Here is a 26807-nt window from a genome sequence, read left to right on the forward strand (position 1 = left end):
CATCGTGAGGTATCCGATGGACCTAGCACGGGGGAGCCAGACATGACCGACCAGCGCGTGAACCCACCACGCACCGGTGCGACCGCATCGGTGGCCGCGAGGAAGGCGTCGCCCGCCGTGTACCGGCGCCGTCGCCTCGTCGTGTTCGTGGGCGTGCTCGTCATCGTGCTCGTGCTGGTCCTCCTGGCCGGCTTCGCGTGGCCCGGCTTCTGGCGCTCCGCGGCGACGCCGGAGCCGGTGCCCACGGTGACCGTCACGGCTCCGGTGCCGACGCCCACGGTCAAGGCGATGGACCGCAGCGGCGAGGAGACTGCGTTCCAGAAGGCCCTGCCGTCGGCGGTGCTGCAGCTCGCGCTCGGCTCGCTCACCGAGGCCAAGGAGCCCAAGGGCGAGGGCGCGCTGGAGGCCTGGAACGCCGAGTACTCCGACGGCGACTCGGTCGAGGTCGCGGTCATGGCCGGCCAGTGGGCCACGGAGGACGAGGCGGCCACCGGCGCCGCGGCCTGGACCGCGGCCGCGGGCGAGGCCGACCGGACGGGCGACGTCAAGGTCGGCAAGAAGGTCGTGGGGCAGTACGCGTTCGTGCCGGCCGACGGCGGCAAGACCGTCGTGGTGTGGCAGAACGGGACCGCGGTGCTGCAGGCGACCGGCCCGGCCGACGTCATGGAGGACTTCTACATGGCGTTCCCCCTGTGACGGGGTCTCGGCCGGACCCGTCCGCACACGGACGGGTGCGGCACCTCGTTCCCGCGCGCCGGGGGACAATGGTGTGGTGAACCAGCGACTTGCAGTGCTCGGGGCCGGGAACATGGGCGAGGCGGTGCTCGCGGGTGCGTTGTCGGCGGGCTGGGCCGCGTCCGACGTCGTCGCCACCGTGCGTACCGAGGCCAAGGCACAGCACCTGCGCGAGACCTATCAGGTGGCCACCACCAGCGACAACGTCGCCGCGGTCCAGGGTGCGGGCATCGTGCTCGTCGGCGTGAAGCCGAAGGACGTCGGCGCGCTGCTCGACGAGATCGCGTCCGCGATCGACCCGGCCGCCGTCATCGTGACGGTCGCGGCCGGCCACCCCTCGGCGTTCTACGAGCGGCGGCTGCCGGCCGGCGTCGCCGTGGTGCGTACCGTGCCGAACACGCCCGCCGCGATCGGCGCGGGCATCACGGCGATCGCGCCGGGCGCCGCCGCCACGGAGGTCCACCTCGAGGCCGTCGAGCACCTGTTCGCCGGCACGGGCGCGGTGGTCCGCGCCGCGGAGAAGGACCTGGACGCCGTCTCGGCGATCTCCGGGTCCGGCCCCGCGTACATCTTCTACGTGGCCGACGCGCTCGCCGAGGCCGGCGTGCTGCTCGGCCTCACGCGCGACGTCGCGCGGCGCCTCGCGATCCAGACGCTGCTCGGCGCGTCCCGTCTCATGGACGAGACCGGGGAGCACCCCGTCATCCTCCGCGAGAAGGTCACCTCGCCCGGCGGCACCACGGCGGCCGCCCTGCGGGCCCTGGACGACGGCGGCGTGCGCGCCTCGTTCCTGACTGCCGCCACCGCGGCGCGTGACCGCGCCCGTGAGCTGGGTGGATGATTCCTCCCGTGACCATCTCTCGACCCGCGACGACGCGGCCGCCGGCCATGGCCGACGTCGCCGCGCTCGCCGGCGTGTCCCACCAGACCGTGTCGCGGGTGCTCAACGGCCACCGGAGCGTGCGCCCGGCGACGCGTGAGCGGGTGCTGGAGGCGATCGCCGAGCTCGGCTACCGCCGCAACAGCGCGGCGCGCGCCCTGGTCACGGCCCGGTCGGCCACGGTGGGCGTGGTGACCACCGGGTCGCCGCTGTTCGGCCCGTCGAGCACGCTGATCGCGGTCGAGGAGGCGGCGCGGGAGCAGGGCTGGTACGTCAGCGTCGCGACGCTGCGGCAGTACGACGGCGCCACCCTGCACAAGGCTCTCGAACACTTCATGGACCAGGCGGTCGAGGGCATCGTGGTCATCGCGCCGCACAGCGACGTGGCCGACGCCGTGGAGTCGTTCCAGGCGCCCGTCCCCGTGGTCCTCATCGCCGCCCGCGAGCTCCAGCCCGACGTCCCGGTCATCCCGCTGTCCGTGGACCAGCGGGCCGGGGCCAGGCTCGCCGTCGAGCACCTGATCGAGCTGGGCCACCGCCAGATCCTGCACGTCGCGGGCCCGCTGGACTGGCTGGACGCCGTCGAGCGCGAGGAGTCCTGGCGCGCCGTCCTCACCGAGCACCGCCTGCCCGTGCCCGAGCCCGTCGTCGCGGGCTGGACCGCGGACCGCGGCTACATGGTGGGCCTCGACCTGGCCCAGCGCGTCCGGTCCGGCACCGGCCCCACGGCGGTCTTCGCCGCCAACGACCAGCTCGCGCTCGGCCTGCTGCGCGCCTTCTGGGAGTGCGGCGTCTCGGTGCCGGACGACGTGTCGGTGGTCGGCTTCGACGACGTCGACGGCTCCGGCCACTTCATCCCGCCGCTGACGACCGTGCGCCAGCCGTTCGTCGACCTCGGCCGGCGGAGCGTGGCTCTGCTCCTCGCGGCGGTCGACGGCGGCAGGCCCGCCGCCGAGCTGATCGCGCCCGAGCTGGTGGTCCGCAGGAGCGCGGCGGCCCCGCGCCTCTGAGGGGCAGTCCCTCTGACGGGCGGCCCCTCTGACCGGCGGTCCGCCCGACCTGCGGCCCGCCCTGACCGGCCCCGGACACCCCGTATACCTTTCTCAGAACGTTGCCGAACAGAGCGTTGACACGTCCGCGAGGCAGTGGCAGAGTCACCGCGCACGAGGATGTTTACGTTCACATTCCCGTCGCCGGGCAACGTCGTCCGGCGCGTTCCAGGACATAGCCGTCCAGGTGATTCCGGACGCCGTCGTCCGGGGAAAGGGGTGTGGCCGTGCCCGGTCGCCGCCCACCGAGCCGCCGCGTCTCCGCGGCCGGCTGGAGTTTCGTGACGCCCTTCCTGGTGGTGTTCGCGCTGTTCATCGTGACCCCGCTGGTCTACTCGATGTACCTGAGCCTGTTCCGCAACCAGCTCATGGGCGGGACGACGTTCGCGGGGTTCGCCAACTACGTGACCGCCTTCGGCGACCCCAAGCTCTGGGACGGCGTGGGGCGGGTCAGCCTGTTCCTCGTGGTGCAGGTCCCCATCATGCTGGGGATCGCCCTGATCGCCGCGCTCGCGATCGACAGCGGCCGCCTGCACGGCAAGAGCTTCTTCCGCGTGGCGCTGTTCCTGCCCTACGCGGTGCCCGGCGTCGTCGCGGTGCTCATGTGGGGCTTCATGTACGACGACCGGCTCGGCCTCACCGGGAGCGTCAACGACCTGGTGGGCTTCCCGCTCATCGACCCGTACACCAAGGAGTGGATCCTCACCGCGATCGGCAACATCGTGACCTGGGAGTTCGTGGGTTACAACATGCTGATCCTGTACGCGGCGCTCAGGACGGTGCCGCTGGAGATCTACGAGGCGGCGGCCATCGACGGCGCCAACCAGTTCCGCATCGTGCGGTCGATCAAGATCCCCGCCGTCCGCGGGGCGCTGGTGATCGCCACGATCTTCTCGATCCTGGGCAGCTTCCAGCTCTTCAACGAGCCCACCATCCTCAAGCAGATCGAGCCCGCCCTGATCTCGACCTACTACACACCGAACATCTACGCCTACAACCTGAGCTTCGTGGGCAACCAGGTGAGCTACGCCGCCACCGTCGCGATCGTGATGGGCGTGGTCACCGCCGTCGTCGCCTACGTGGTGCAGCTCCGTGGGACCCGGAGGGAGATCTGATGGCCGGCTACTCGTACCTCCGCCCACGCAAGTCGATCACGCTGACCGTCCTGCTCGCCGCGCTGCTGATCTACTCGATCCTGCCGCTGACCTGGATGCTGTTCAGCGTCACCAAGACCCAGCCCGAGCTGCTCAGCTCGTTCGGCCTGTGGTTCTCGGGCGACTTCGCGTTCGTCGACAACGTGCAGGCGGTGCTCACGCACGACGACGGCGTCTTCCTCAAGTGGTTCGGCAACACGCTGGTCTACGTGGTGGTGGGCGCCGGCGGTGCCACGATCCTCGCGACCGCCGCCGGGTACGGCCTGGCCAAGTACCGGTTCCGCGGCCGGAACGCCGTGTTCGCCGTCATCCTCGGGGCGATCGCCGTGCCCGGCACCGCGCTCGCGGTGCCCACGTTCCTGCTGTTCAGCCAGTGGGGCCTGACCAACACCATGTGGGCGGTGATCCTGCCGTCGCTCGTCTCGCCGTTCGGGCTCTACCTCATGTGGGTGTTCTCGGCGGAGGCGGTGCCCACCGAGATCCTGGAGGCGGCCCGGGTCGACGGCTCGGGCGAGTGGCGCACGTTCTTCACCATCTCGCTGCGCCTCCTGGCGCCCGGCATCGTCACCGTGGCGCTGTTCGCGATCGTCGCCACCTGGAACAACTACTTCCTGCCGCTGATCATGCTCAACGACCCGGACCTGTACCCGCTGGTGCTGGGCCTGTACCAGTGGCTGGCGGATGCGTCGGGCATCGGCGCCCAGCCGGTGTTCAACTTGGTGATCACGGGATCGTTCCTGACGATCGTGCCGATCGTCGTCGTGTTCCTGGTGCTCCAGCGCTACTGGCAGTCCGGCCTGAGCGCGGGCAGCGTCAAGGCATAGGCGAGGTCGGCCCCGCCGACGTCGCAAGACCTGAACTACAACGATGTGGAAGAAGGAAGACCATGACCATCACCCGTAACCGCCGGGTCGCGCTCGGCGCCCTGGCCGCTCTGATGGCAGCCTCGCTCACCGCCTGCTCGGGTGGCGGGGACGACAACGGTGGCGGCGGCGCCTCCGAGGGTGCCAACGCCGACGAGATCGAGGCCGCGCTCCAGGAGGGCGGCAGCATGTCCTACTGGACCTGGACCCCGCAGGCCGAGACGCAGGTCGCGGCGTTCGAGAAGGCGTACCCGAACGTCGACGTGACCCTCGTGGACACGGTGGGCGCCGGCGACGCCAACACCAAGCTGCAGAACGCGATCGCCGCCGGGACCGGCGTGCCCGACGTCGTCCAGATCGAGTACCAGTCCATCCCGCAGTTCCAGCTCCCCGGCCAGCTCGTGGACCTCACCGCGTTCGGGTTTGCCGACCTGGAGGACCTGTACACGCCGTCCACCTGGGGCGCGGTCTCGCAGCAGGGCATCTGGGGCCTGCCGCAGGACTCCGGCCCCATGGCGTTCTTCTACAACCAGGACGTGTTCGACGACGCCGGGGTCGAGGTGCCCACCACCTGGGACGAGTACATCGACGCCGCCCGGAAGATCAAGCAGAACGACCCCGACACCTGCATCGGCAACGACACGGGCGACGCCGGCTTCACCACCAGCATGATCTGGCAGGCCGGCGGCAAGCCGTTCCACACCGAGAACGGTGCCGTGACCATCGACCTGGCCGACGATGGCACCACCAAGTGGGCCGACATGTACCAGCCGCTCATCGACGACGAGCTGCTGTGCCAGCTCCCGGGCTGGAGCGACGAGTGGTACGCCGCCCTGAACGACGGCACCATCGGCTCGGTCGCGCTCGGCGCGTGGATGCCCGGCATCCTGGAGGACGGCGTCCCGGACGGCAAGGGCAAGTGGCGCGTCGCCCCGATGCCGACCTACGACGGCACCCCCACCAACGCCGAGAACGGCGGCAGCGCCGAGTCCATCCCGGGCGCGGCGGAGAACAAGCTGCTCGCGGCCGGCTTCCTCAAGTGGCTCAACTCGAGCGACGAGTCGATCGACGCCTTCATGGAGACGGGCGGCTTCCCCGCCACCGTGAAGCAGCTGGAGTCCCCGGAGTTCCTGGGCTACGAGTCGGAGTACTTCGGCGGGCAGAAGATCAACGAGGTGCTCGCCGCGGGCGCGGCCGACGTCAACGAGGGCTGGCAGTACCTGCCGTGGCAGTCATACGCGAACAGCATCTTCGCGGACACCGTGGGCCAGGCCTACCTCGACAAGTCGTCGCTGCTGGACGGCCTCGCCGCCTGGCAGGAGGAGAACGTCTCGTACGGCACGGAGCAGGGCTTCGAGGTGAACGGCGGCTGACGCCGCCGCACTCGTTGCTTGTCGTGCGGCTGAGTCTGCGGTTCCGCTCCGGGCAGGTGCCTCGTTCCTCGGCCCCTACCCTGCGCTGCACCTCCGGCTCAGCCGGCCGTACCGGGCGGTGAGCGCCGCCCCGCACGTGTCAGACCCTCAGGTCACCCGGGTGACCTGGGGGTCTGACTCGTGCGGGGGACCGGCTTGGGTACAGCGTTGTAGGCAGGTATCGTGTGAGCGCTAACATCGCCGAGGCGGTGAGCGGGTTGCCCTCAGGGCGGCCGAACGACGGAGACACGAGCTACGCCTCGCGACGGTGCGGGCAGGACGGAGCGGTCCACGATGGTGGAGCGGCAGGACGAAGGAGCGGGGCAGCTCGCCGGCCACCAGGAGGCGATCGAGCAGGGGCGGACCGCTCTCGGCATCGAGCTCGGCTCCACCCGGATCAAGGCGTGCCTCGTCGGACCGGACAACGCGCCGCTCGCGAGCGGCAGCCACGACTGGGAGAACCAGCTCGTCGACGGCGTGTGGACCTACTCGCTGGAGGCGGTCCGGACCGGCCTGCAGGAGTCCGTCGCCGCGCTGCTCGCCGACGTCGAGCGGCAGTACGGCGTGCGGCCCACCACCGTGGGCGCCCTCGGCGTCTCGGCGATGATGCACGGCTACCTGGCGTTCGACGACGCCGGCGAGCTGCTGGTGCCGTTCCGCACCTGGCGCAACACCACCACCGAGCGCGCCGCCACGGAGCTGACCGGCCTGTTCGGGCACAACATCCCGCTGCGCTGGTCGGTCGCGCACCTGTACCAGGCGATCCTCGACGAGGAGGCGCACGTGCCGCGAGTGCGGCACGTCACCACGCTGGCCGGGTACGTGCACCGGCTGCTGACCGGGCAGCACGTGCTCGGCGTGGGCGACGCCTCGGGCATGTTCCCGATCGACGCGGCGACCAAGGGCTACGACCAGCGGATGCTGGCGCAGTTCGACGAGGCGGCCTCCGGCCACGGGTTCGGCCGGGGCCTCGCGGACCTGCTCCCCGGCGTCCTGCCCGCGGGCGCGGACGCCGGCGTCCTGACCGAGGAGGGCGCCGCCCTCCTCGACCCGAGCGGCACGCTCCGCCCGGGCATCCCGCTGTGCCCGCCCGAGGGCGATGCCGGGACCGGCATGGTGGCGACCAACTCGGTGGCGCCGCGCACCGGCAACGTGAGCGCCGGGACCAGCATCTTCGCGATGGTCGTCCTGGAGCAGCCGCTGGAGCGGGTGCACGACGAGCTGGACCTCGTCACCACCCCCGCCGGGGACCTCGTGGCGATGGTGCACTGCAACAACGGGGCGAGCGAGCTGGGCGTCTGGGCCGAGGTGTTCGGCCAGTTCGCGGCCGCCCTGGGGCAGCCGGCCGAGCCCGGCGCCGTCTTCGAGGCGTTCCTGCGGTCCGCCCTGGACGGCGACGCCGATGGCGGCGGCCTGCTCGCCTACAACTACCTGTCCGGCGAGCCCATCACGGGCCTGGAGGCCGGGCGCCCGCTGTTCACCCGCACGCCGGACAGCCGGCTCACGCTGGCCAACTTCGCCCGCACGCAGGTGTACAGCGCGTTCGGCACCCTGAGCCTCGGCATGCGCGTGCTCGCCCAGGAGCGGGTCGAGCTGGACGCGATGTTCGCGCACGGCGGCATGTTCAAGACCGCGGGCGTGGCCCAGCGCCTGCTGGCCGCCGCGCTCGGCGCGCCGGTGGCCGTGGGCCGCACGGCCGGCGAGGGCGGTGCCTGGGGCATCGCCGTGCTGGCCGCCTACCGGGCGTCCGCGGCCGGCGCCGCCGCCCCGGCGCAGGACCTGGGCACCTACCTGGGTTCCGAGGTGTTCGCGGACGCCGCGCTCGACGTCGTCGAGCCGGACGCCGACGACGTGGCGGGCTACGCCGCCTTCCTGGAGCGCTACAGCGCCGGCCTGGCGGTCGAGCGCGCCGCCGTCGCCGCGCTCCGCACCCGAGACACGACGCAGGAGAGCGACTGATGAGCAAGACACTGACCGACTACTCGCCGGCCGTCCAGGAGGAGGTGGCGCGCGTGCGCGGCGTTGTCTCGGACCTGCACGCGGAGCTGCCGCGCTGGGACCTCGTGGTCTGGACCGCGGGCAACGTGTCGCAGCGGGTGCCGAACACCGAGGTGCCGGACGGCAGCGCCGACCTGTTCGTCATCAAGCCGTCGGGCGTCTCCTACGACGACCTCACGCCGGCCGACATGGTGGTGTGCGACCTGGACGGCAACCTCGTGGACGGGACCCGCGCGCCGTCGTCGGACACCGCGGCGCACGCCTACGTGTACACGCACATGCGCGAGGTGGGCGGCGTGGTGCACACGCACTCGACCTACGCGACGGCCTGGGCCGCCCGCGGTGAGGAGGTGCCCTGCGTGCTGACGATGATGGCCGACGAGTTCGGCGGGCCCGTGCCCGTGGGGCCGTTCGCGATCATCGGCGACGACTCGATCGGCCGCGGCATCGTCGAGACCCTCAGCGGTCACCGCAGCCCCGCCGTGCTCATGCGCAACCACGGCCCGTTCACCATCGGCAAGGACGCGCGCGCCGCCGTGAAGGCCGCAGTGATGGTCGAGGAGGTCGCCCGCACGGTGCACGTCTCCCGCCAGCTCGGCGAGCCCGTGCCGATCGAGCAGCAGCACATCGACGCCCTCTACGACCGCTACCAGAACGTCTACGGCCAGCAGGCCGCGACCACCACGGAAGGACAGGCATGAGCACCAAGCCCTACGCGGACCGTGAGGTCTGGTTCCTCACGGGGAGCCAGGACCTCTACGGCGAGGAGACCCTGGCCCAGGTCGCGGAGCAGTCCCAGGAGGTCGCCCGCGCCCTCGACGCGTCGTCCGACGTGCCGGTCAAGGTCGTGTGGAAGCCCGTCCTGAAGGACTCGGCCGCCATCCGCCGCGCCATGCTCGACGCCAACGGCGACGACCAGGTGCTGGGTGTCGTGACCTGGATGCACACCTTCAGCCCCGCGAAGATGTGGATCGCGGGCCTGGACGCGCTGCGCAAGCCGCTGCTGCACCTGCACACGCAGGCCAACGTCGAGCTCCCCTGGGACGAGATCGACATGGACTTCATGAACCTCAACCAGGCCGCGCACGGCGACCGGGAGTACGCGTACATCGCGACCCGGCTCGGCGTGGCGCGGACGACGGTGGTGGGGCACGTCTCCAACCCGGCCGTCACCCGCCGGGTGGGCACCTGGGTGCGCGGCGCGGCCGCCTGGGCCGCGACGCACGAGCTCAAGCTGGTCCGGTTCGGCGACAACATGCGCAACGTCGCGGTCACCGAGGGCGACAAGACCGAGGCGGAGCTGCGGTTCGGCGTCTCGGTGAACACGTGGGGCGTCAACGAGCTGGTCGCGGCGGTGGACGCCGTCGAGGAGTCCGCGATCGACGCCGTCGTCGCGGAGTACGAGGCGAAGTACGACGTCGCCCCCGAGCTGCGCGCCGGTGCCGAGCGGCACGACTCGCTGCGGTACGCCGCGCGCCAGGAGATCGCCCTGGAGGGCTTCCTGGAGGCGGCCGGCGCCAAGGCGTTCACCACCAACTTCGAGGACCTCGGCGCCCTGCGCCAGCTCCCCGGCCTGGCGGTCCAGCGCCTGATGGAGAAGGGCTACGGCTTCGGCGCTGAGGGCGACTGGAAGACCGCCGTGCTCGTCCGCGCGGCCAAGGTCATGGGGGAGGGCCTCCCGGGCGGCGCGTCCCTCATGGAGGACTACACCTACGACCTCACCCCCGGCTCCGAGCTGATCCTCGGCGCGCACATGCTGGAGGTCTGCCCGTCGCTGACCACCACGACGCCGCGCATCGAGGTCCACCCGCTCGGCATCGGCGGCAAGGAGGACCCGGTCCGCATGGTGTTCTCCGCGGACGCCGTCGAGGGCGCCGTCGTGGTGTCGCTCGCCGACATGCGCGACCGGTTCCGCCTGACGGCCAACGTGGTCGACGTCGTCACGCCGCCGCGCGACCTGCCGAACCTGCCCGTGGCCCGGGCCATGTGGGCGCCCCGGCCGTCGTTCGAGATCTCCGCCGAGTCGTGGCTGACGGCGGGCGGCGCGCACCACACCGTCATGTCGACCGCCGCGGGCATCGAGGCGTTCGAGGTGTTCGCGAACATCGCGCGCACCGAGCTGCTGGTCATCGACGAGGACACGACGCGCCGCGGCTTCGCCGACCAGGTGCGCCACAACGCGGCGTACTACCGCCTGGCCCAGTCCCTCTGACCCCTTCGTTGAGTGCTGGCTATTTGTTGCTCCCGAGCCGTCTGAGCAACAAATAGCCAGCACTCAACGAAGTGGGTGGGTCAGGTGGTGCCTGCCGTGGTTGCGGCCGTCGTCGACGCCATGACCGCGATCATCACCGCGTTGAGCTCGTCGATCGCCCGCTTCACCGCCGCGCCCGCCCACTCCGAGTCGGCGATCTCCTTCGCCCGCCGCTTCAGCTCCCGCCGGTCCTGGTCGGGGAAGAGCCTGCGGATCAGGTCCGTCGCGCGCAACAGCGAGACGAGGGCCGCCGTCGCCTCGTCCAGGTCCGCGCTCCCGGTCAGGGCGGCCAGCACCCGCTCGCGGACGGCGGCCTCCGGTGCCGGGTCGTGCGACTTCCACGTGGTGCTCGGGAACAGCCCGAGCACCTTGACCTGCTCCTCGCGCAGCACGCCCCGCGCGGCCAGCCCCTGCTGCAGCGTCTCGCGCAGCGTCCGGGCGAAGCTGCCCTGCCCGATCTTCCGGATCGCGTCCTTGGGCTTGCGGCCGTCCAGCAGCACGAGGATCTCGCGCTGCAGCGGGTCCGACGGCGTGGCCCGGCCGGTCACGCGGAACCTGCCCTTCTGCCCACCGTCGACGCCGTCCGAGACGTCGAGCGCGCCCCGCAGCATCAGCTCCGCGACGGCTGCCCCGGCCAGCGCGAACTGCAGCTGCGGCGCGCCGATCAGCGGCCGGCCCGAGGTGTCGTCGAGGGCGAGGAGCAGGTACTCCTCGGCGAGGCCGATCTCCATGGCTGTCTCCCGTCGTCGCGCCTTCGGGTCCAGCAGAACACGGCGCGTCCGCCTCTGGGATCCGCCGCCGGGATGACCTCCCGGACCGCCGGAAGGCGGAGGTGTGCGAGCAATGTCCGGATCGCGGCAGTTGGCTTGTTCCGTTCCCTTACTGGGGCAAACGAGACAGACTCGTTACTGGAATGTGACGTCCTCCACTTTCGGTCCGAATTTGTGAGCGCTAACATTCCAACGGGCACCACGCCGCTAGCACCCGCACGATGCCGTGCGGGATCTCAAGGAGGAGACATGGCACGCACGACCCTGACCCGTACCGTTCTGGCCGCAGTGTCGGCAGCCGCGCTGTTCGCACTCGGTGCGTGCAGCTCGGACGCCGGCACCCAGACCGGCGGTGGCGGTGAGACCGGCGCCGCCGACGACGGCGTCATCACGCTCGGTTTCTCGCAGGTCGGCGCGGAGTCCGGGTGGCGCGCCGCCAACACCAAGTCGATCCAGGACACGCTCACCGCGGAGAACGGCTTCGACCTGAAGTTCTCCGACGCGCAGCAGAAGCAGGAGAACCAGATCCAGGCGATCCGCTCCTACATCACGCAGGGTGTGGACGTCATCGCGTTCTCCCCGGTGGTCGAGACCGGCTGGGACGCCGTGCTCCAGGAGGCCAAGACGGCCGGCATCCCCGTGATCCTCACGGACCGCGCCGTCGACTCCAGCGACGAGACCCTCTACGAGTCGTTCATCGGCTCGGACTTCGTGCTCGAGGGCGAGACGGCCGGCCAGTGGGCCGTCGAGCAGTACGACGGCGAGGGCTACAAGGCGGTCGAGCTCCAGGGCACCACCGGCGCCGCGCCGGCGATCGACCGCAAGGAGGGCTTCGAGTCCGCCATCGAGGGCTCCGACATCGAGATCATCGACAGCCAGACCGGCAACTTCACGCGCGCCGAGGGCAAGACCGTCATGGAGGGCTTCCTCAACGCCCACGACGACATCGACCTCGTGTTCGCGCACAACGACGACATGGGCCTCGGCGCGATCGAGGCGATCGAGGCCGCCGGCCTGACGCCGGGCGAGGACATCAAGATCATCACGATCGACGCCGTCAAGGACGGCATGCAGGCGCTCGCCGACGGCAAGATCAACTACATCGTCGAGTGCAACCCGCTGCTCGGCCCGGACCTGGCGGACATCGCCAAGAAGGTCCTCGCCGGCGAGGAGGTCGAGAAGCGCATCGTCGTCAAGGACGAGGCGTTCGATCAGGAGGCGGCGAAGGAAGCGCTGCCCACCCGCGAGTACTGACCGGCCCCGGCCGAGGTGGGGCGCCCGCGCGCCGGGCGCCCCGCCTCGGCGACGGAGCACGTAGCCAGGGTGTCGCAGCACGCCAGACAGAAGGTCGAGGATGACCCAGCAGACCACACCACCCGTCGTCGAGATGACCGGCATCAGCGTCGAGTTCCCGCCGGTCAAGGCCCTCGACGGCGTCGACTTCAGCCTGCGCCCCGGTGAGATCCACGCCCTCATGGGCGAGAACGGCGCGGGCAAGTCCACCCTCATCAAGGCCCTGACGGGCATCCACTCGCCGACGGCGGGGACCATCCGCGTCGACGGCGTCGAGCGCAGGTTCAGCGGCCCCGCCGACGCCCGGGCGCACGGCGTCAGCACCGTGTACCAGGAGGTCAACCTCTGCGAGAACCTCACGGTCGCGGAGAACATCATGCTCGGCGCGGAGCCGCGCGTGCTGGGCGGCCTGAACTGGCGGGCGATCCGCCGGCAGGCGGCGACGCACCTGGAGCGGATGGGCCTGGACATCGACCCGGCGTCGTCCCTGGGGTCGCACTCGCTGGCGGTGCAGCAGCTCGTCGCGATCTGCCGGGCCACGGTGGGCGACTGCAAGGTGCTGATCCTCGACGAGCCCACCTCCAGCCTGGACACGGACGAGGTCGAGCACCTGTTCACCGTCATGCGCGCGCTGCGGGCCGACGGCGTCGCGATCCTGTTCGTCAGCCACTTCCTGGACCAGGTCTACGAGGTCTCCGACCGGATGACGGTGCTGCGCAACGGCGCCCTCGTGGGGGAGTACGTGACCGCCGACCTGCCCGCCGCCGAGCTGGTGCAGCACATGATCGGCCGGTCCATGGACGTCCTGGAGGCCGCGGAGGAGGTGCTGGAGCAGGCCGAGCGCCCCGCCGACACGACCCCGCTGCTGCAGGTGGTCGGCCTGGGCCGCAAGGGTTCGGTGCAGCCGTTCGACCTCGACCTCTACGAGGGGGAGGTGGTCGGCCTCGCCGGGCTGCTCGGCTCGGGCCGCACGGAGCTGGCGCGCCTGCTCACGGGCGCCGACCGGGCCGACGTCGGACAGGCCCGCGTGTCCGGGCGGCCGACGCGCCTGCGGAACCCGCGCGCGGCGATGCGCCACCGCATCGCGTACACGTCCGAGGACCGCAAGGGCGAGGGCGTCGTGGACGGCCTGACCGTGCGCGAGAACATCGTGCTCGCGCTCCAGGCGGAGCGCGGCTGGATGCGGCCGCTGCCCCGCAAGCAGGTGGACGAGCTGGTCGCGAAGTACATCAAGCAGCTCGGCATCCGGCCCGCCAACCCGGAGGCGCTGCTGCGCAACCTGTCCGGCGGCAACCAGCAGAAGGTGCTGCTCGCGCGGTGGCTCGCGACCGCGCCGAAGCTGCTGGTGCTGGACGAGCCGACGCGCGGCATCGACGTCGGCGCCAAGGCGGAGATCCAGAAGCTGGTGGCCGAGCTGGCCGCCGACGGCATGTCCGTCGTCTTCATCTCGGCAGAGCTCGAGGAGGTGCTGCGCATCTCGCACCGCATCGCGGTGCTGCGCGACCGCCGCAAGGTGGCGGAGATCGACGGGAACGGAGCCACGATGGACCAGGTGGTCGACCTCATCGCGGGAGGTGGGGCAGCATGAGGGACGTCCTGCGCCACCACCTGTTCTGGCCCGTGGCCGCGCTCGTCGCGCTGCTGGTCGCCAACACGGTCGCCCGGCCGAGCTTCCTGGCGGTCACCGTCCGGGACGGCCACCTCTTCGGGGCCCCGATCGACATCCTGCGGACGACGGCGCCCCTGCTGCTCGTCGCCCTCGGCATGACGCTGGTCATCGCGACGCGCGGCATCGACCTGTCGGTCGGCGCGGTGGTCGCGGTCTCCGGGGCGGTCGCGCTGTCGCACATCGCGTCGTCGCCGGACCCGGACTCGCCGGTCACCGTGCTCACCGCCATCGGCCTGGCCCTGGCGCTCTGCCTGGTGCTGGGCGTGTGGAACGGGTTCCTGGTGTCCGCGCTGGGCATCCAGCCGATCATCGCCACGCTGATCCTCATGACGGCGGGCCGCGGTGTGGCCATGCTGATCACCGGCGGCATGATCACCACCGTCAACAGCGCGCCGTTCAAGGTGCTGGGCTCGGGCTTCTGGCTCGGCCTGCCCGTGGCCGCCGTCATCGCGTTCGGCGTCTTCGCCGTGGTCGCGTTCGTCGTGCGGCGCACCGCGCTCGGCATGCTGCTGGAGGCCACGGGCATCAACCCCGCCGCCAGCCGGCTCTCCGGCGTGCGGTCCCGGACGCTGACCTGGACCGTGTACACGGCGTCGGGCCTGTTCGCGGGCCTGGCCGGCCTCCTGATCAGCGCCGACACCATGGCGGCCGACGCCAACAACGCCGGCCTGTTCATCGAGCTCGACGCGATCCTCGCGGTGGTGATCGGCGGCACGGCGCTCTCGGGCGGCAAGTTCAACCTGTCCGGCACCCTGGTCGGCGCGCTGGTCATCGCCACCCTGGAGCGGACCGTCACCGTGCTCGGCATCTCGCCGCTGGTCACGCCGCTGTTCATGGCGCTCGTCGTCATCGCGGTGACCCTGCTCCAGTCGCCCCGGATGCGGGAGCGGCTCACGGCCGCGCGCCGCCGCCAGGTCCTGGCACCGACCGAGCCGCAGCCCGCCGCTCGCCCCGACTCGACCCCCGACTCGACGGAGGTGAAGGCCTGATGACGACGTCGGCCCCCGCCCGTACCCCGCGCGCCCGCCGCGGGCTGCGGCTCCCCACCCGGCTGGACCGGCGCTACCTGCCGGTGCTGGGCACGTTCGTGGTGCTCGCCCTCATGCTGATCGTGGGCGGCACCCGGTACGAGAACTTCCTGACGCCCGCCGTGATCTCCAACCTGTTCATCAACAACGCGCACCTCATCGTGCTCGCGGTGGGCATGACGTTCGTGATCCTCACGGGCGGCATCGACCTGTCGGTCGGGTCGGTCCTGGCGCTGTCCACGGTGATCACCGCGGCCCTGCTCCAGGCCGGCTGGCCGGTGGCCGTGGTGATCCCGCTCGCCGTGCTCGCCGGGACGGTGATCGGCCTGGCGCACGGCGTGATGATCCACTACTTCCAGGTGCAGCCGTTCGTCGCGACCCTCGCGGGCATGTTCCTCGCGCGCGGCCTGTGCTTCCTCATCGCGCCGGAGTCCATCGCGATCGACAACCCCGCGTTCATCGAGCTGTCCACCTGGGTGCAGATCTTCGGCCAGTGGCGCATGACCTCCAGCGTGCTGATCGCGCTGATCGTGGTGGGCCTCGGGTTCCTGGTGCTGCACTTCACGCGGTTCGGCCGCACGGTGTACGCGATCGGCGGCGGCGAGCAGTCCGCGCTGCTCATGGGGCTGCCCGTGGCCCGCACCAAGGTGCTCGCCTACGTGGTGAGCGGCACCTGCGCCGGTCTCGGCGGCCTGCTGTTCGCGATGGCGTTCCGGTCCGGCTACTCGCTGACCGGCGTCGGTATGGAGCTCGACGCCATCGCCGCCGTCGTCATCGGCGGCACGCTGCTCACGGGCGGCACCGGGTTCGTGCTCGGCTCCGTGCTCGGCGTGCTGGTGCTCGGCCTGATCCAGACGATCATCACCTTCGAGGGCACCCTCAGCTCCTGGTGGACCAAGATCGTGATCGGCGTGCTGCTGCTGATCTTCGTGCTGCTCCAGCGCGTCCTGAGCCTCCGCAGAACGTAACCAACCCCCTGACTCGGCGTGCCAGGCATGCCGAGTCAGGGGCGCAGTCCCATCCGCACAGCCACAACGACGTGACGAGAAGGATTACAACGATGAAGAGATCGACGAGACGCAGTACCGCCCTCGTGGCGGCAGCACTGACCCTGGGGCTGGCCGTCCCCGGGGTCGCGGCGGCGACGACGTCCGCCGTCGTCCCGGCCGGACCGGCGGCCCTCGCGCCGGCCGCCCCCGCGCCGGCCGCCGACGGCGAGCACGCCGCCTACTTCTTCCCCTACTTCACGGGCGAGTCCACCGCGGACGGCGAGACCATCTCGTTCGCCGTCTCGGACGGGCCCGACCCGCTGGAGTGGACCACCCTGAACGGCGGCGAGCCCGTGCTCGCCTCCGACCTCGGGACGAAGGGCCTGCGCGACCCGTTCCTCATCCGCGGCGGCGACGGCACCTACTACCTGCTCGCCACCGACCTGCAGATCTACGGCGGCGGCAACTTCGGCGACGCCCAGGAGACCGGCAGCCGGTCGATCATGGTCTGGGAGTCCACCGACCTGGTGAGCTGGGGCGAGCAGCGCGAGATCGAGCTGGCCCCCGAGAACGCGGGCAACCTGTGGGCACCCGAGGCGTACTGGGACGAGGCGGCGGGGGAGTTCGTCGTCTACTGGGCCTCCGCCCTGTACCCGGCCGACGTGCCGCCCGCGGAGCGCGACATCCGCGACTCCTACCAGCGCATGCTGTACGCGACCACCACCGACTTCGAGACGTTCTCGGAGCCGCAGCCCTGGATCGACGAGCCGCAGGGTGACGGCCTCGGCATGATCGACTCCACGGTCGCGCAGGAGGACGGCGTCTACTACCGCCTCACCAAGGACGAGTCGTACATGGGGATGCGGCAGGAGTCGTCCACCGATCTGCGCCGCACCCAGGGCGTGACCGAGGGTGACGGCTGGGACCTGATCAAGGAGCGCGTCGGGTTCGGCCAGCCCAACCCGTGGGGCGGCACGTTCACCGGGGGCGAGGGCCCCACGCTGTTCCCGTCGCTCACCGACGACCGCTGGTTCCTGCTCCAGGACCAGCCCAGCTACCACGGCGGCCAGGGCTACATGCTCTTCGAGACCGACGACCTGAGCAGCGGCGAGTGGACGGCCAACCTCGACGCGATCCTGCCGGCCAGCCCGCGGCACGGGACGGTCCTGCCGATCACGGCCGAGGAGCGGGAGCGGCTGCTCGCCGCGTACCCGCCCGCCGAGACCCCGGTCCAGGAGCACACGCTCGACGTCGACGCCGACGCCGCGGGCACCGAGATGAGCGACGACCTCTACGGCGTCTTCTACGAGGACATCAACTACGCCGCCGACGGCGGCCTGTACGCCGAGCTGGTCCGTAACCGGTCCTTCGAGTTCGCCGCGACCGACAACGCGAGCTTCACCGGGATGACCGGCTGGGACGTGGTGCAGCGAGGCTCTGCGGGCACCGCCGTCGTGGGGTCCGAGCGGGGCCAGTGGCTCAACGACAGCAACCGCGCCTACCTGACGATCCAGGCCGACGGTCCCGGCGTCGGCGTGCGCAACGCGAGCTACAACGAGGGCTTCGCCCTCGAGAAGCGCAAGAAGTACGACTTCTCGGTGTTCGCCCGGGCCGAGCGCGGGCAGCGCCTCACGGTCAGCCTGGAGTCCCCCGACGGTTCGACGACGTACGCGTCCACCACGGTCGCCGTCAACGGCTCCGACCGCTGGAAGAAGCACACCGCCACCCTCACCGCTAACCGCACCGTGAACGACGCCCGGCTCGTGGTGACCGGCGGCGCTCGCGGCACGCTGCGCCTGGACATGGTCTCGCTGTTCCCGCGCGACACCTGGGTGGGCCCGGTCAACGGCCGCTCGGCCCTGCGCAAGGACCTTGCGGAGAAGGTCGCCGACCTGGAGCCGTCGTTCCTGCGGTTCCCCGGCGGCTGCGTCACGAACGTGGGCACCTTCGACACGTACCTGGAGTCGGACGGCGCCGACCGCCGTCGGACCTACCAGTGGAAGGAGACCATCGGGCCGGTCGAGGAGCGGCCCACCAACTGGAACTTCTGGGGCTACAACCAGACCTACGGCCTGGGCTACCTGGAGTACTTCGAGTTCGCGGAGGACCTGGGCGCGACGCCGCTGCCCGTGCTCTCGGTGGGCGCCAACGGCTGCGGCAGCACCATCCCCGAGATGACCGACGACGCCCGCATCGACCGCTGGGTGCAGGACACCGTGGACCTCATCGAGTTCGCCAACGGGTCGGTGAAGACGAAGTGGGGCAACGTGCGGGCCTCCCTGGGGCACCCCAAGCCGTTCGGCCTGAGGTACATCGGCCTGGGCAACGAGGAGAACACCGACACGTTCCAGGCCAACTTCCCGCGGTTCCGCGACGCCGTCGAGGCGGCCCACCCGGAGGTCACCGTGATCTCCAACTCCGGCCCGGACGACACCGGCGCCCGGTTCGAGGAGCTGTGGGACTTCAACCGCGAGCAGGGCGTCGCGATGGTCGACGAGCACTACTACAACGACCCGTCGTGGTTCCTGTCGAACACCGAGCGGTACGACTCCTACGACCGCGAGGGCCCGCACGTCTTCCTCGGTGAGTACGCCTCGCGGGGCAACGCGTGGTCGAACGCGCTGTCCGAGGCCGCGTACATGACCGGGATCGAGCGCAACTCCGACCTGGTGGAGCTCGCCTCGTATGCGCCGATGTTCGCCAACGAGGACTACGTGCAGTGGTCCCCGGACATGATGTGGTTCGACAACGACGAGTCGTGGGGCTCGACGTCGTACTGGACGCAGAAGATGTTCATGACGAACACGGGCGACCAGGTGGTCCCGTCCACGCACGACGGCCCGGAGGAGACGCCCGCGGACATCTCGGGTGGCGTCTTCCTGTCGACGTGGAACACCCGGGCGGCCTACGACGACGTCGTGGTCACCGACAACGCGTCGGGCGAGGTGCTCTTCTCCGACTCGTTCGACGACGCGTCCGGCTGGGACCCCCAGTCCGGGACGTGGGCCGTGGCGGACGGCGAGTACGTGCAGTCGGCCGGGAACGTCACCGACGCCCGCTCGATCATCACGGACGCGTACGCCAAGGACTGGGACAACTACACGCTGGAGCTCGACGCCCGGAAGCTGGGCGGCAGCGAGGCGTTCCTCGTCGGGTTCGCGGCCGGCGGCCGGGACGACTTCTACTGGTGGAACCTCGGCGGGTGGAACAACACCCGGCAGGCGCTGCAGCGGGCCGACAACAGCTCGGCGAACGAGGTCGCGGCCGTGGAGGGGCACTCGATGCAGACGGGCCGGGACTACCACGTCAAGGTCGTCGTCTCGGGCCGCACCATCAAGCTCTACCTCGACGGCGAGCTGCAGATGACGTACACCGAGCCGACCACCGAGTCGCTGTACCAGGTGGTCACGCGCGACGAGCGCACCGGCGACCTGGTGCTCAAGGTGGTCAACCCGTACGAGTCGGTCGCGCGCACGGATGTCTCGGTGGCAGGGGCCGCGCTGGCCTCCCGTGCCGAGGTCACGGAGATGACCGGGGCGCCGTCGGCCAGGAACACCAAGACCCAGCCCGAACGGGTTGTCCCCGTCGAGAGCAGGACGCGGCTCGACGTGACCCGCTCCCGCGGTGGGTCGGAGTTCACGTACGACTTCCCGGCCCACTCGATCACGTTCCTGCGTCTTCAGGAGCGTTAGCCGGCTCATGCCCACGGGACCACCGTCACCCCGTACGGTGGTCCCGTGAGCAAGCTGCCCGAGGACGTCCGGGAACGCCCCATGCCTGATCCTGCCGAGCTGCGTCAGCTGGTCGCCGACCTCCGCCGTCTGGTGCTGACCTACAAGTTCGGGATCGACGAGGTCATGACCAAGATCTCGATCCTCCGGGACGAGTTCCGGCACATGCAGAACTACAACCCCGTGGAGCACGTGGGGTCGCGGCTCAAGTCGTTCGAGTCGATCGTCGCCAAGTGCCGGCGCAAGGGCATCCCGCTGACGCCGGAGGGCGTGCGCGAGCAGATGTTCGACGTCGCGGGGGTGCGGATCACCTGCAGCTTCGTCAACGACATCTACCTGGTGCGCGACATGCTGCTCCAGCAGACGGACCTGACGCTGCTCGAGGAGCGCGACTACATCAAGCACCCGAAGGCGACGGGGTACAAGTCGCTGCACCTCATCGTGCAGATCCCCGTGTACCTGTCCGACCGGGTCGAGAAGGTCATTGTCGAGATCCAGCTCCGGACCATCGCCATGGACTTCTGGGCGAGCCTGGAGCACAAGATCTACTACAAGTACGACGGCGACGTGCCGCGGCACCTCACCGACTCGCTCAAGCTCGCCGCCGACGTCGCCTGGTCGCTCGACACCTCGATGGAGCGCATCCACGACGAGGTCAAGGCGATCTCGGGCGACGAGGAGCCCGTGGCGAGCCGGCACAACCTGCACACGCCGGAGGAGATGCTGCGCGACTTCTGGCGTGCGGCGGAGGCCGACGGCGGCTTCGGCTTCGACAGCGAGTCCTGACCGGCTCTCTGTCGCCCGCCCGCGCTCCCGCCGCGTCAGACGTACAGGTCATTCCGGTGACCTGTACGGCTGACACGTCTCACGTGCTCAGGACGACGCGAGGGTGCCCGACAGGGCGGTCCACGACTCCGGCGGCAGGGTGATCGTGGTACTGCCTGTGTCGGCCCCGGTGGTGCCGGCCCCCGCCACGCGGCCGGCGACGTCGAACGCGCCCCAGTGCTTCTCGGCCACCTTCGCCGCGTGCTCCGGGCCGACGACGGCGGGCTCGTGGTCGGCCGTCATCGACCAGCCCTCGGTGATCCCCAGCGCCGCGCCCGGGTGTGCCAGCTCGACCTCGACCGGCTCGGGGGAGCGGTTGGTCAGGAACAGCGCCACCGCGCCGTCCGACAGCGTGGCCGCGGCCGTCACCGACGGCACGTCGCCGTGGGCCTTGGTCGTGATCGAGGGCGTGGTCACGCGCAGGTCGAGCGCCTCGCCCTGCGCGAGCCGCGCCGTCGTCGCGAACGGGTGGAACGTGGGCTGCCGCCACGCCTCGCCGGCCGGCTCGGTCATGATCGGCGCGATCACGTTGACGAGCTGGGCCAGGCAGGCCACGGGCACGCGGTCGGCGTGGTTCAGCAGCGTGACCAGCAGGTCGCCCACCACGACGGCGTCCAGGCCGGAGTAGACGTCCTCGATGATGCGCGGGGCGTCCCGCTGGATCGGCAGGTTCTCCTCGCCGGGGAACCGGGTGGTCAGGTACCAGACGTTCCACTCGTCGAAGCTGACGGTGATCTTCTTGTCCGAGCGGCGCTGTGCCCCCACGGCGTCGGCCGAGGACACGACCCGCTCGATGAACCGGTCCATCGCGGTGCCCGAGCCGAGGAACGAGGCGCGGTCGCCGTCGACCTCCTCGTAGTAGGCGTGCATCGAGATGTGGTCCACCAGGTCGTACGTGTACTCCAGGACGGTGCGCTCCCACTCGCCGAACGTGGGCATCTGCATCGAGGAGGAGCCGCACGCGACCAGCTCGATCGACGGGTCGACGAGCTTCATCGCGGCGCCCGCGTTCCGGGCGAGCTTGCCGTACTCGTGCGCGTCCTTGTGCCCGATCTGCCACGGGCCGTCCATCTCGTTGCCGAGGCACCAGAGCTTGACGCCGTAGGGCTTCTCGCGGCCGTTGGCGATGCGCAGGTCGGCCCAGCGGGTGCCGGCCTCGCCGTTGCAGTACTCCAGCAGCGCCACGGCCTCCTCGACGCCGCGCGTGCCGAGGTTGACCGCCATCATCGGCTGGATGCCCTCGCGCTCGGCCCACTGCAGGAACTCGTCGGTGCCCACGAGGTTGGGCTCCACGGTCCGCCAGGCGAGGTCGAGGAACGGCTTGCGCTGCTCCACGGGCCCGACGGCGTCCTCCCACCGGTAGTTCGACACGAAGTTGCCGCCCGGGTACCGGACGGTCGTGACGCCCAGCTCGCGGGTCAGGTCGGCGACGTCGCGGCGGAAGCCGTGCTCGTCCGACGTCGGATGGCCGGGCTCGTGGATGCCCGTGTACACGGCGCGGCCCAAGTGCTCCACGAAGGAGCCGAAGAGGCGGCGGTCGACGGCGCCCACGGTGAAGTCGGGGTGCAGCAGGACGCGGGTGCGGGAGGTCGTCATTGTTCCTCGCTGATCGGTCGGCGGTTCTACAACGTTGCACACTAGCCGATGGACGACGCGGCAGCGATGCCCGTCCTCTACCCTGTGGAAAAACCGGACGAGCGGAGGCAGGCAGCGTGGCCGTGACGATGCACGACGTGGCGCAGCGCGCGGGCGTCTCCATCAAGACCGTGTCGAACGTGGTGAACGGCTACCCGTACATCCGCGCCGCCACCAAGGAACGGGTCGAGGCCGCGATCGAGGAGCTCGGCTACCGCGTGAACATGTCCGCGCGGAACCTGCGGACGCGGCGGACCGGGCTGATCACGCTCGCGGTCCCGGAGCTGTCGCTCCCGTACTTCGCGGAGCTGGCCGACGCCGTCATCTCTGCCGCCGACGCCGCCGGCTGGACCGTGCTCATCGAGCAGACCAGCGCCAGCCGCGAGCGGGAGACCGAGGTGCTCTCGGGCCGGCGCCGCCACCTGACCGACGGGCTGATCTTCTCGCCGCTGGCGCTCGGGCCCGATGACATCGGCCTGTTCTCGGTGGACTTTCCGCTGGTGATCCTCGGCGAGCGCGTGTTCGGCGCGCCCGCCGACCACGTGACGATGAACAACGTGGCCGCTGCCAAGGCGGCGACGCTCCACCTGGCGTCGCTCGGCCGCCGTCGGATCGCGGTGATCGGGGCGCACGAGGGGGAGCAGGTCGGGTCGGCCGCGCTGCGGACCGAGGGCTACCGCGAGGGGCTGGCGGAGGCCGGGCTGCCGTTCGACCCGGCGCTGGTCGGCGAGGCGGGCCTCTGGCACCGCTCGACCGGCGCCGAGACGATGAGCCGGATGCTCGACGACGGGGTCGAGATCGACGCCGTCTTCGCCCTCAACGACGCCCTGGCGCTCGGCGCGCTGCACGCCCTGCACGCGCACCGGATCGACGTGCCGGGGCAGGTCGCGCTCATCGGGTTCGACGACGTCGACGACGCCAGGTTCTCCGTCCCCGCGCTCTCGTCCGTGGACCCGGGCCGGGACCAGATCGCGCACACCGCGGTGGAGCTGCTGCTGGAGCGCATCGGCGCGTCCGGCGATCCGGCGCCCTTCCGCAGGGTGGTGCCGGACTCCCGGATCGTGGGGCGGGAGTCCACGGGCGAGCAGGGCGACGTGGTGGGCGTCCAGCCGGGCGGCACCGAGCAGGTCGCCGTCGACATGACCTGGGCCTGACGAACTACCGATCACCGCACTACCTCTTGCCACGGCGGCATGGTTGCCGGTAGAACGGTGCCCGGCGTTCCTACAACGTTGAAAAGTGACCCGGTGACGACGCCGGGAGCGACGCGGTCCCTCGACCGCGGAGCACCGAATCAAGGAGGACTCGGATGCGTACTTCAGCCCGACGCCGAGGCGTGGCCGCCGCAGCCGCCGTGGCCGTATCCGCCATCGGCCTCACGGCCTGCTCCGGGGGTAGCGGGGGCGCCGAGGAGGCGACCTGCACCAACGAGATCAAGCAGCCCGACGCCGCCCAGGTGACCGTGTGGGCGTGGTACCCGTCGTTCGAGTCGGTCGTGGACAACTTCAACGAGACCCACACCGACCTGCAGGTCTGCTGGACCAACGCGGGCCAGGGCGCGGACGAGTACAACAAGTTCCAGACCGCCATCGAGGCCGGCACCGGCGCGCCCGACGTGATCATGCTCGAGGCCGAGGTGCTGCCCACCTTCACGATCCTCGAGTCGCTCGTGGACCTGTCCGAGTACGGCGCCGCCGAGCTGGAGGGCGACTACACCCCCGGCTCCTGGTCCGACGTCTCCAACGGCGACTCGGTCTACGCGATCCCCGTGGACGGCGGCCCCATGGGCATGCTCTACCGCGCCGACATCTTCGAGCAGTACGGCGTCGAGGTGCCGACCACGTGGGACGAGTTCGCGACCGCCGCCCAGGACCTGCGCGACGCCGGCTTCGAGGGGCACATCACCGACTTCCCGACCAACGGCAACGCGCTCAACTACGCGCTGTTCGCCCAGAACGGCTGGGAGCCGTTCCAGTACGACGCCGCGAAGCCGACCGAGGTGGGCATCACCGTCGACAGCCCGGAGGCCGAGGAGGTCCTGAGCTACTGGAAGGGCCTGATCGACGACGACCTGGTGGCCACCGAGGACGCCTTCACCACCGACTACAACGCGGCGCTCGTGGACGGCACCTACGCCGTCTACCTCGCGGCCGCCTGGGGCCCCGGCTACCTGCAGGGCCTGTCGGAGGCGGACGCCGGCGCCGAGTGGCGCGCGGCCCCGCTGCCGCAGTGGGACCCGGAGAACCCGGTGCAGGTGAACTGGGGCGGCTCGACCTTCGCCGTGACCACGCAGTCCGAGCAGCCGGAGGCCGCCGCGACCGTGGCCAAGGAGCTGTTCGACACCGACGAGGCGTGGAAGCTCGGCGTCGAGGAGGCGGCCCTGTGGCCGCAGTGGAAGCCGATGCTCGAGTCGGACTGGTTCACGGGTCTCGAGGCGCCGTTCTTCGGCGGGCAGAAGATCAACGAGGAGGTGTTCCTGGACGCCGCCAACGGGTACCAGGGCTTCTCGTTCAGCCCGTTCCAGGTCTACGCCTACGACCAGCAGACCCAGGCCCTGTACGACATGGTGCAGAACGGCACGGACGCCGCCACCGCCCTGGGCACCGTCCAGGACGGGCTGGTCCAGTACGCCACCGAGCAGGGCTTCACGGTCTCCGAATGAGCTCGGGAATGAGCGCGAGCAAGAGCGCTGTCGCGCCGTCCGCGACCCGCCCCACCAGCAAGATCGCCAGCCGGCGGCAGCGCTGGGGATACGTCTACGTGGCGCCGTTCGCCGCGGTGTTCGCCGTGTTCCTCGTGCTGCCGCTGGGCTACGCGCTGTGGATGAGCCTGCACAACAAGGGCATCGCCACGGCCGGGCGCAGCGTGTTCGTGGGCGCCGACAACTACGTCAAGGCATTCACGGACCCGGTGTTCCTGGAGGGCCTGTGGCGGGTGCTCCGGTTCGTGCTGGTCATGGTGCCGGTGCAGATCGTGGTCGCGCTCGTGGCGGCGCTCCTGCTCGACACCCTCGCCACGCGGCTCAGCCGGGCCACGCGCCTGCTGATCTTCGTGCCGTACGCGATCCCGGCGGTCATCGGGGCCCTCATGTGGGGCTTCCTGTACAGCCCCCGGTTCGGCCCGGCGCAGGACGTGTTCGGCCTGGTGGGCCTGGCGGCGCCGAACTTCCTCAGCTCCGCCAACATCTTCGGGTCGCTGGTCAACATCGTGACCTGGCAGTGGGTGGGCTACTACATGATCATCATCTACGCCGCCCTGCGGTCGATCGACCCCTCGGTCTACGAGGCCGCGGTGCTCGACGGCGCGGACGGCCGCCAGATCGCGCTGCGCATCAAGGTGCCGATGATCTCGTCGTCGATGGTGATGATCGTGGTCTTCGCGCTCATCGGCACCCTGCAGTTCTTCACGGAGCCGCAGGTGCTGCGGTCCTCCGCGCAGGGTGCCATCCCGTCCGACTACACCCCGAACATGTACGCCTTCGCGACGGCGTTCAACTACAGCCAGTTCAACTACGCCTCGACGCTGGCGTTCGCGCTCGGCTTCCTCGTGTTCGTGGGCTCGTACGTGTTTCTGTTCCTGACGCGCAAGCAGAGCGGGCTCAAGTGATGGCGACCTCGACGCTTCTTTCCAGATCCCAGGCCGGCCGCGCGGCACTCGAGAGCTCGACCCCGGTGGGCCAGGGCCGTCGCCTCGGCTCGCACGTGGTGCTCGTGCTCCTCGCGATCTACTTCGTGGTGCCGCTGTGGTGGCTCGCCGTGGCGTCCACCAAGACGAACTCCGGCCTGTTCGCCGGGGACGCGCTCTGGTTCGGCCCCGACTTCGCGCTCTGGGACAACATCGCGGGGCTCTTCACGCACCAGGGCGGCATCTACTGGACGTGGTTCCGCAACTCGTTCGTGTACGCGATCGCCGGCGGCGTGGGCGCGACGGCACTCTCCGTGCTCGCGGGCTACGGCCTCGCCAAGTACCGGTTCCGGGGGCGTTCGGCGTTCTTCGCCCTGCTCCTCGGCTCGGTCATGGTGCCGATGACGGCGCTGGTGATCCCCACCTTCGTGCTGCTGAGCGGGATGGGGCTGCTCAACACGATGTGGGCGGTGATCCTGCCGTCGCTGCTGAGCCCGGTCGGCGTCTACCTCGTGCGGGTCTACGCCCAGGACGCGGTGCCGGAGGAGGTGCTCGACGCCGGGCGGGTCGACGGCGCGGGTGAACTTCGCCTCTTTTTCCAGGTCGTGCTCCCGCTGCTGCGGCCGGCGATCGTGACCGTGCTGCTCCTGACGACAGTCGCGACATGGAACAACTTCTTCCTGCCGCTGGCGGTCCTGCGGGACCCCAACCTGCTGCCGGTGACGGTCGGCATCTACAACTGGCAGGCCCTCTCGAACGCCGGCGCGGGCGGCGAGCAGGTGTGGAACCTGATCGTCACGGGGTCGTTCCTGTCCGTGGTTCCGCTGGTCGCAGCGTTTCTCTCGTTGCAGAGGTACTGGCAGGGCGGGCTGTCGCTCGGCAGCGTCCGGTGAGGCCCGGC

The 26807-nt window shown here is 70.6% G+C and carries 21 protein-coding genes; 19 read left to right on the top strand and 2 right to left on the bottom strand.

The window, feature by feature from the left end; translation table 11 throughout:
* The first annotated feature begins 42 nt into the window (after positions 1 to 42).
* From ACFWEJ_RS02920 to araA, 9 genes are all read left to right on the top strand, one after another.
* Positions 43 to 696, top strand: coding sequence for a hypothetical protein (locus ACFWEJ_RS02920; RefSeq protein WP_377227706.1), 654 nt, complete (start codon positions 43 to 45; stop codon positions 694 to 696).
* Positions 697 to 772: 76 nt separating this feature from the next.
* A complete protein-coding gene (proC, locus tag ACFWEJ_RS02925; protein ID WP_377227707.1) occupies positions 773 to 1576 on the top strand; it encodes a pyrroline-5-carboxylate reductase in 804 nt (267 codons plus the stop codon).
* A gap of 47 nt (positions 1577 to 1623) precedes the next feature.
* Positions 1624 to 2625 (top strand): LacI family DNA-binding transcriptional regulator, encoded by a 1002-nt coding sequence (locus tag ACFWEJ_RS02930; protein WP_377227731.1) that lies wholly within the window; start codon positions 1624 to 1626, stop codon positions 2623 to 2625.
* A gap of 260 nt (positions 2626 to 2885) precedes the next feature.
* Positions 2886 to 3779 carry a carbohydrate ABC transporter permease gene (locus ACFWEJ_RS02935; RefSeq protein WP_377227708.1) on the top strand — a complete coding sequence of 298 codons (894 nt, stop codon included), beginning with the start codon at positions 2886 to 2888 and terminating at the stop codon, positions 3777 to 3779.
* Positions 3779 to 4642: a carbohydrate ABC transporter permease gene (locus ACFWEJ_RS02940; protein WP_377227709.1), complete on the top strand. Its 864-nt coding sequence runs from the start codon at positions 3779 to 3781 to the stop codon at positions 4640 to 4642. Before ACFWEJ_RS02935 ends, ACFWEJ_RS02940 begins: the two co-directional genes overlap by 1 nt.
* Positions 4643 to 4704: 62 nt before the next feature.
* Positions 4705 to 6054 carry an ABC transporter substrate-binding protein gene (locus ACFWEJ_RS02945; RefSeq protein WP_377227710.1) on the top strand — a complete coding sequence of 450 codons (1350 nt, stop codon included), beginning with the start codon at positions 4705 to 4707 and terminating at the stop codon, positions 6052 to 6054.
* 333 nt (positions 6055 to 6387) lie between these two features.
* Positions 6388 to 8052, top strand: a complete 1665-nt coding sequence (locus ACFWEJ_RS02950; protein ID WP_377227711.1) for a xylulokinase — start codon at positions 6388 to 6390, stop codon at positions 8050 to 8052.
* Positions 8052 to 8792, top strand: coding sequence for an L-ribulose-5-phosphate 4-epimerase (locus tag ACFWEJ_RS02955; protein ID WP_377227712.1), 741 nt, complete (start codon positions 8052 to 8054; stop codon positions 8790 to 8792). The genes ACFWEJ_RS02950 and ACFWEJ_RS02955 overlap by 1 nt, the downstream gene beginning before the upstream one ends.
* On the top strand, positions 8789 to 10303 hold the full coding sequence (gene araA, locus ACFWEJ_RS02960; protein ID WP_377227713.1) for an L-arabinose isomerase: 1515 nt from the start codon (positions 8789 to 8791) through the stop codon (positions 10301 to 10303). The genes ACFWEJ_RS02955 and araA overlap by 4 nt, the downstream gene beginning before the upstream one ends.
* An 80-nt stretch (positions 10304 to 10383) precedes the next feature.
* Here araA and ACFWEJ_RS02965 read toward each other — a convergent pair whose 3' ends face one another.
* On the bottom strand, positions 10384 to 11073 hold the full coding sequence (locus ACFWEJ_RS02965) for a GPP34 family phosphoprotein (protein ID WP_377227714.1): 690 nt from the start codon (positions 11071 to 11073) through the stop codon (positions 10384 to 10386).
* A gap of 288 nt (positions 11074 to 11361) precedes the next feature.
* On the opposite strand from ACFWEJ_RS02965, the gene ACFWEJ_RS02970 reads away from it, so the two are divergent.
* The 6 genes from ACFWEJ_RS02970 (at position 11362) to ACFWEJ_RS02995 (ending at position 20608) form a co-directional block, all read left to right on the top strand.
* The gene (locus tag ACFWEJ_RS02970) at positions 11362 to 12366 is read left to right on the top strand and encodes an ABC transporter substrate-binding protein (protein WP_377227715.1); all 1005 of its coding nucleotides are present in this window, start codon (positions 11362 to 11364) and stop codon (positions 12364 to 12366) included.
* A 100-nt stretch (positions 12367 to 12466) separates the two neighbouring features.
* Positions 12467 to 13993, top strand: a complete 1527-nt coding sequence (locus tag ACFWEJ_RS02975) for a sugar ABC transporter ATP-binding protein (protein WP_377227716.1) — start codon at positions 12467 to 12469, stop codon at positions 13991 to 13993.
* Positions 13990 to 15063: an ABC transporter permease gene (locus tag ACFWEJ_RS02980; RefSeq protein WP_377227717.1), complete on the top strand. Its 1074-nt coding sequence runs from the start codon at positions 13990 to 13992 to the stop codon at positions 15061 to 15063. Before ACFWEJ_RS02975 ends, ACFWEJ_RS02980 begins: the two co-directional genes overlap by 4 nt.
* Entirely contained in the window at positions 15063 to 16070 is a 1008-nt protein-coding gene (gene yjfF, locus ACFWEJ_RS02985) for a galactofuranose ABC transporter, permease protein YjfF (RefSeq protein WP_377227718.1), read from the top strand. The genes ACFWEJ_RS02980 and yjfF overlap by 1 nt, the downstream gene beginning before the upstream one ends.
* Positions 16071 to 16162: 92 nt before the next feature.
* Positions 16163 to 19783 carry an alpha-L-arabinofuranosidase C-terminal domain-containing protein gene (locus tag ACFWEJ_RS02990; RefSeq protein WP_377227719.1) on the top strand — a complete coding sequence of 1207 codons (3621 nt, stop codon included), beginning with the start codon at positions 16163 to 16165 and terminating at the stop codon, positions 19781 to 19783.
* Between the two features lie 45 nt (positions 19784 to 19828).
* Positions 19829 to 20608, top strand: a complete 780-nt coding sequence (locus ACFWEJ_RS02995) for a GTP pyrophosphokinase family protein (protein WP_377227720.1) — start codon at positions 19829 to 19831, stop codon at positions 20606 to 20608.
* 87 nt (positions 20609 to 20695) lie between these two features.
* Here ACFWEJ_RS02995 and ACFWEJ_RS03000 read toward each other — a convergent pair whose 3' ends face one another.
* Entirely contained in the window at positions 20696 to 22243 is a 1548-nt protein-coding gene (locus ACFWEJ_RS03000; RefSeq protein WP_377227721.1) for an alpha-N-arabinofuranosidase, read from the bottom strand.
* A 128-nt stretch (positions 22244 to 22371) separates the two neighbouring features.
* Between ACFWEJ_RS03000 and ACFWEJ_RS03005 the strand changes: the two genes are divergently transcribed.
* The 4 genes from ACFWEJ_RS03005 (at position 22372) to ACFWEJ_RS03020 (ending at position 26799) form a co-directional block, all read left to right on the top strand.
* Complete coding sequence (locus tag ACFWEJ_RS03005) at positions 22372 to 23436, top strand: LacI family DNA-binding transcriptional regulator (protein ID WP_377227732.1); 1065 nt, start codon at positions 22372 to 22374, stop codon at positions 23434 to 23436.
* 155 nt (positions 23437 to 23591) lie between these two features.
* Positions 23592 to 24944, top strand: a complete 1353-nt coding sequence (locus ACFWEJ_RS03010) for an ABC transporter substrate-binding protein (protein WP_377227722.1) — start codon at positions 23592 to 23594, stop codon at positions 24942 to 24944.
* 8 nt (positions 24945 to 24952) lie between these two features.
* Positions 24953 to 25888, top strand: a complete 936-nt coding sequence (locus ACFWEJ_RS03015; RefSeq protein ID WP_357482044.1) for a sugar ABC transporter permease — start codon at positions 24953 to 24955, stop codon at positions 25886 to 25888.
* Positions 25888 to 26799 (top strand): carbohydrate ABC transporter permease, encoded by a 912-nt coding sequence (locus ACFWEJ_RS03020; RefSeq protein WP_377227723.1) that lies wholly within the window; start codon positions 25888 to 25890, stop codon positions 26797 to 26799. Before ACFWEJ_RS03015 ends, ACFWEJ_RS03020 begins: the two co-directional genes overlap by 1 nt.
* Positions 26800 to 26807 lie beyond the last annotated feature (8 nt).

It is taken from the genome of Promicromonospora sp. NPDC060204, assembly GCF_042728455.1.
Taxonomy (GTDB): domain Bacteria; phylum Actinomycetota; class Actinomycetes; order Actinomycetales; family Cellulomonadaceae; genus Promicromonospora.

Excerpts from the sequence above, each read along its gene's own strand:
- ACFWEJ_RS02920 (WP_377227706.1), top strand. The coding sequence starts at position 43 with ATGACCGACCAGCGCGTGAACCCACCACGCACCGGTGCGACCGCATCG.
- ACFWEJ_RS02930 (WP_377227731.1), top strand. The coding sequence starts at position 1,624 with ATGGCCGACGTCGCCGCGCTCGCCGGCGTGTCCCACCAGACCGTGTCG.
- ACFWEJ_RS02940 (WP_377227709.1), top strand. The coding sequence starts at position 3,779 with ATGGCCGGCTACTCGTACCTCCGCCCACGCAAGTCGATCACGCTGACC.
- ACFWEJ_RS02945 (WP_377227710.1), top strand. The coding sequence starts at position 4,705 with ATGACCATCACCCGTAACCGCCGGGTCGCGCTCGGCGCCCTGGCCGCT.
- ACFWEJ_RS02950 (WP_377227711.1), top strand. The coding sequence starts at position 6,388 with ATGGTGGAGCGGCAGGACGAAGGAGCGGGGCAGCTCGCCGGCCACCAG.
- ACFWEJ_RS02955 (WP_377227712.1), top strand. The coding sequence starts at position 8,052 with ATGAGCAAGACACTGACCGACTACTCGCCGGCCGTCCAGGAGGAGGTG.
- araA (WP_377227713.1), top strand. The coding sequence starts at position 8,789 with ATGAGCACCAAGCCCTACGCGGACCGTGAGGTCTGGTTCCTCACGGGG.
- ACFWEJ_RS02965 (WP_377227714.1), bottom strand. The coding sequence starts at position 11,073 with ATGGAGATCGGCCTCGCCGAGGAGTACCTGCTCCTCGCCCTCGACGAC.
- ACFWEJ_RS02970 (WP_377227715.1), top strand. The coding sequence starts at position 11,362 with ATGGCACGCACGACCCTGACCCGTACCGTTCTGGCCGCAGTGTCGGCA.
- ACFWEJ_RS02975 (WP_377227716.1), top strand. The coding sequence starts at position 12,467 with ATGACCCAGCAGACCACACCACCCGTCGTCGAGATGACCGGCATCAGC.
- ACFWEJ_RS02980 (WP_377227717.1), top strand. The coding sequence starts at position 13,990 with ATGAGGGACGTCCTGCGCCACCACCTGTTCTGGCCCGTGGCCGCGCTC.
- yjfF (WP_377227718.1), top strand. The coding sequence starts at position 15,063 with ATGACGACGTCGGCCCCCGCCCGTACCCCGCGCGCCCGCCGCGGGCTG.
- ACFWEJ_RS02990 (WP_377227719.1), top strand. The coding sequence starts at position 16,163 with ATGAAGAGATCGACGAGACGCAGTACCGCCCTCGTGGCGGCAGCACTG.
- ACFWEJ_RS03000 (WP_377227721.1), bottom strand. The coding sequence starts at position 22,243 with ATGACGACCTCCCGCACCCGCGTCCTGCTGCACCCCGACTTCACCGTG.
- ACFWEJ_RS03005 (WP_377227732.1), top strand. The coding sequence starts at position 22,372 with ATGCACGACGTGGCGCAGCGCGCGGGCGTCTCCATCAAGACCGTGTCG.
- ACFWEJ_RS03010 (WP_377227722.1), top strand. The coding sequence starts at position 23,592 with ATGCGTACTTCAGCCCGACGCCGAGGCGTGGCCGCCGCAGCCGCCGTG.
- ACFWEJ_RS03015 (WP_357482044.1), top strand. The coding sequence starts at position 24,953 with ATGAGCGCGAGCAAGAGCGCTGTCGCGCCGTCCGCGACCCGCCCCACC.
- ACFWEJ_RS03020 (WP_377227723.1), top strand. The coding sequence starts at position 25,888 with ATGGCGACCTCGACGCTTCTTTCCAGATCCCAGGCCGGCCGCGCGGCA.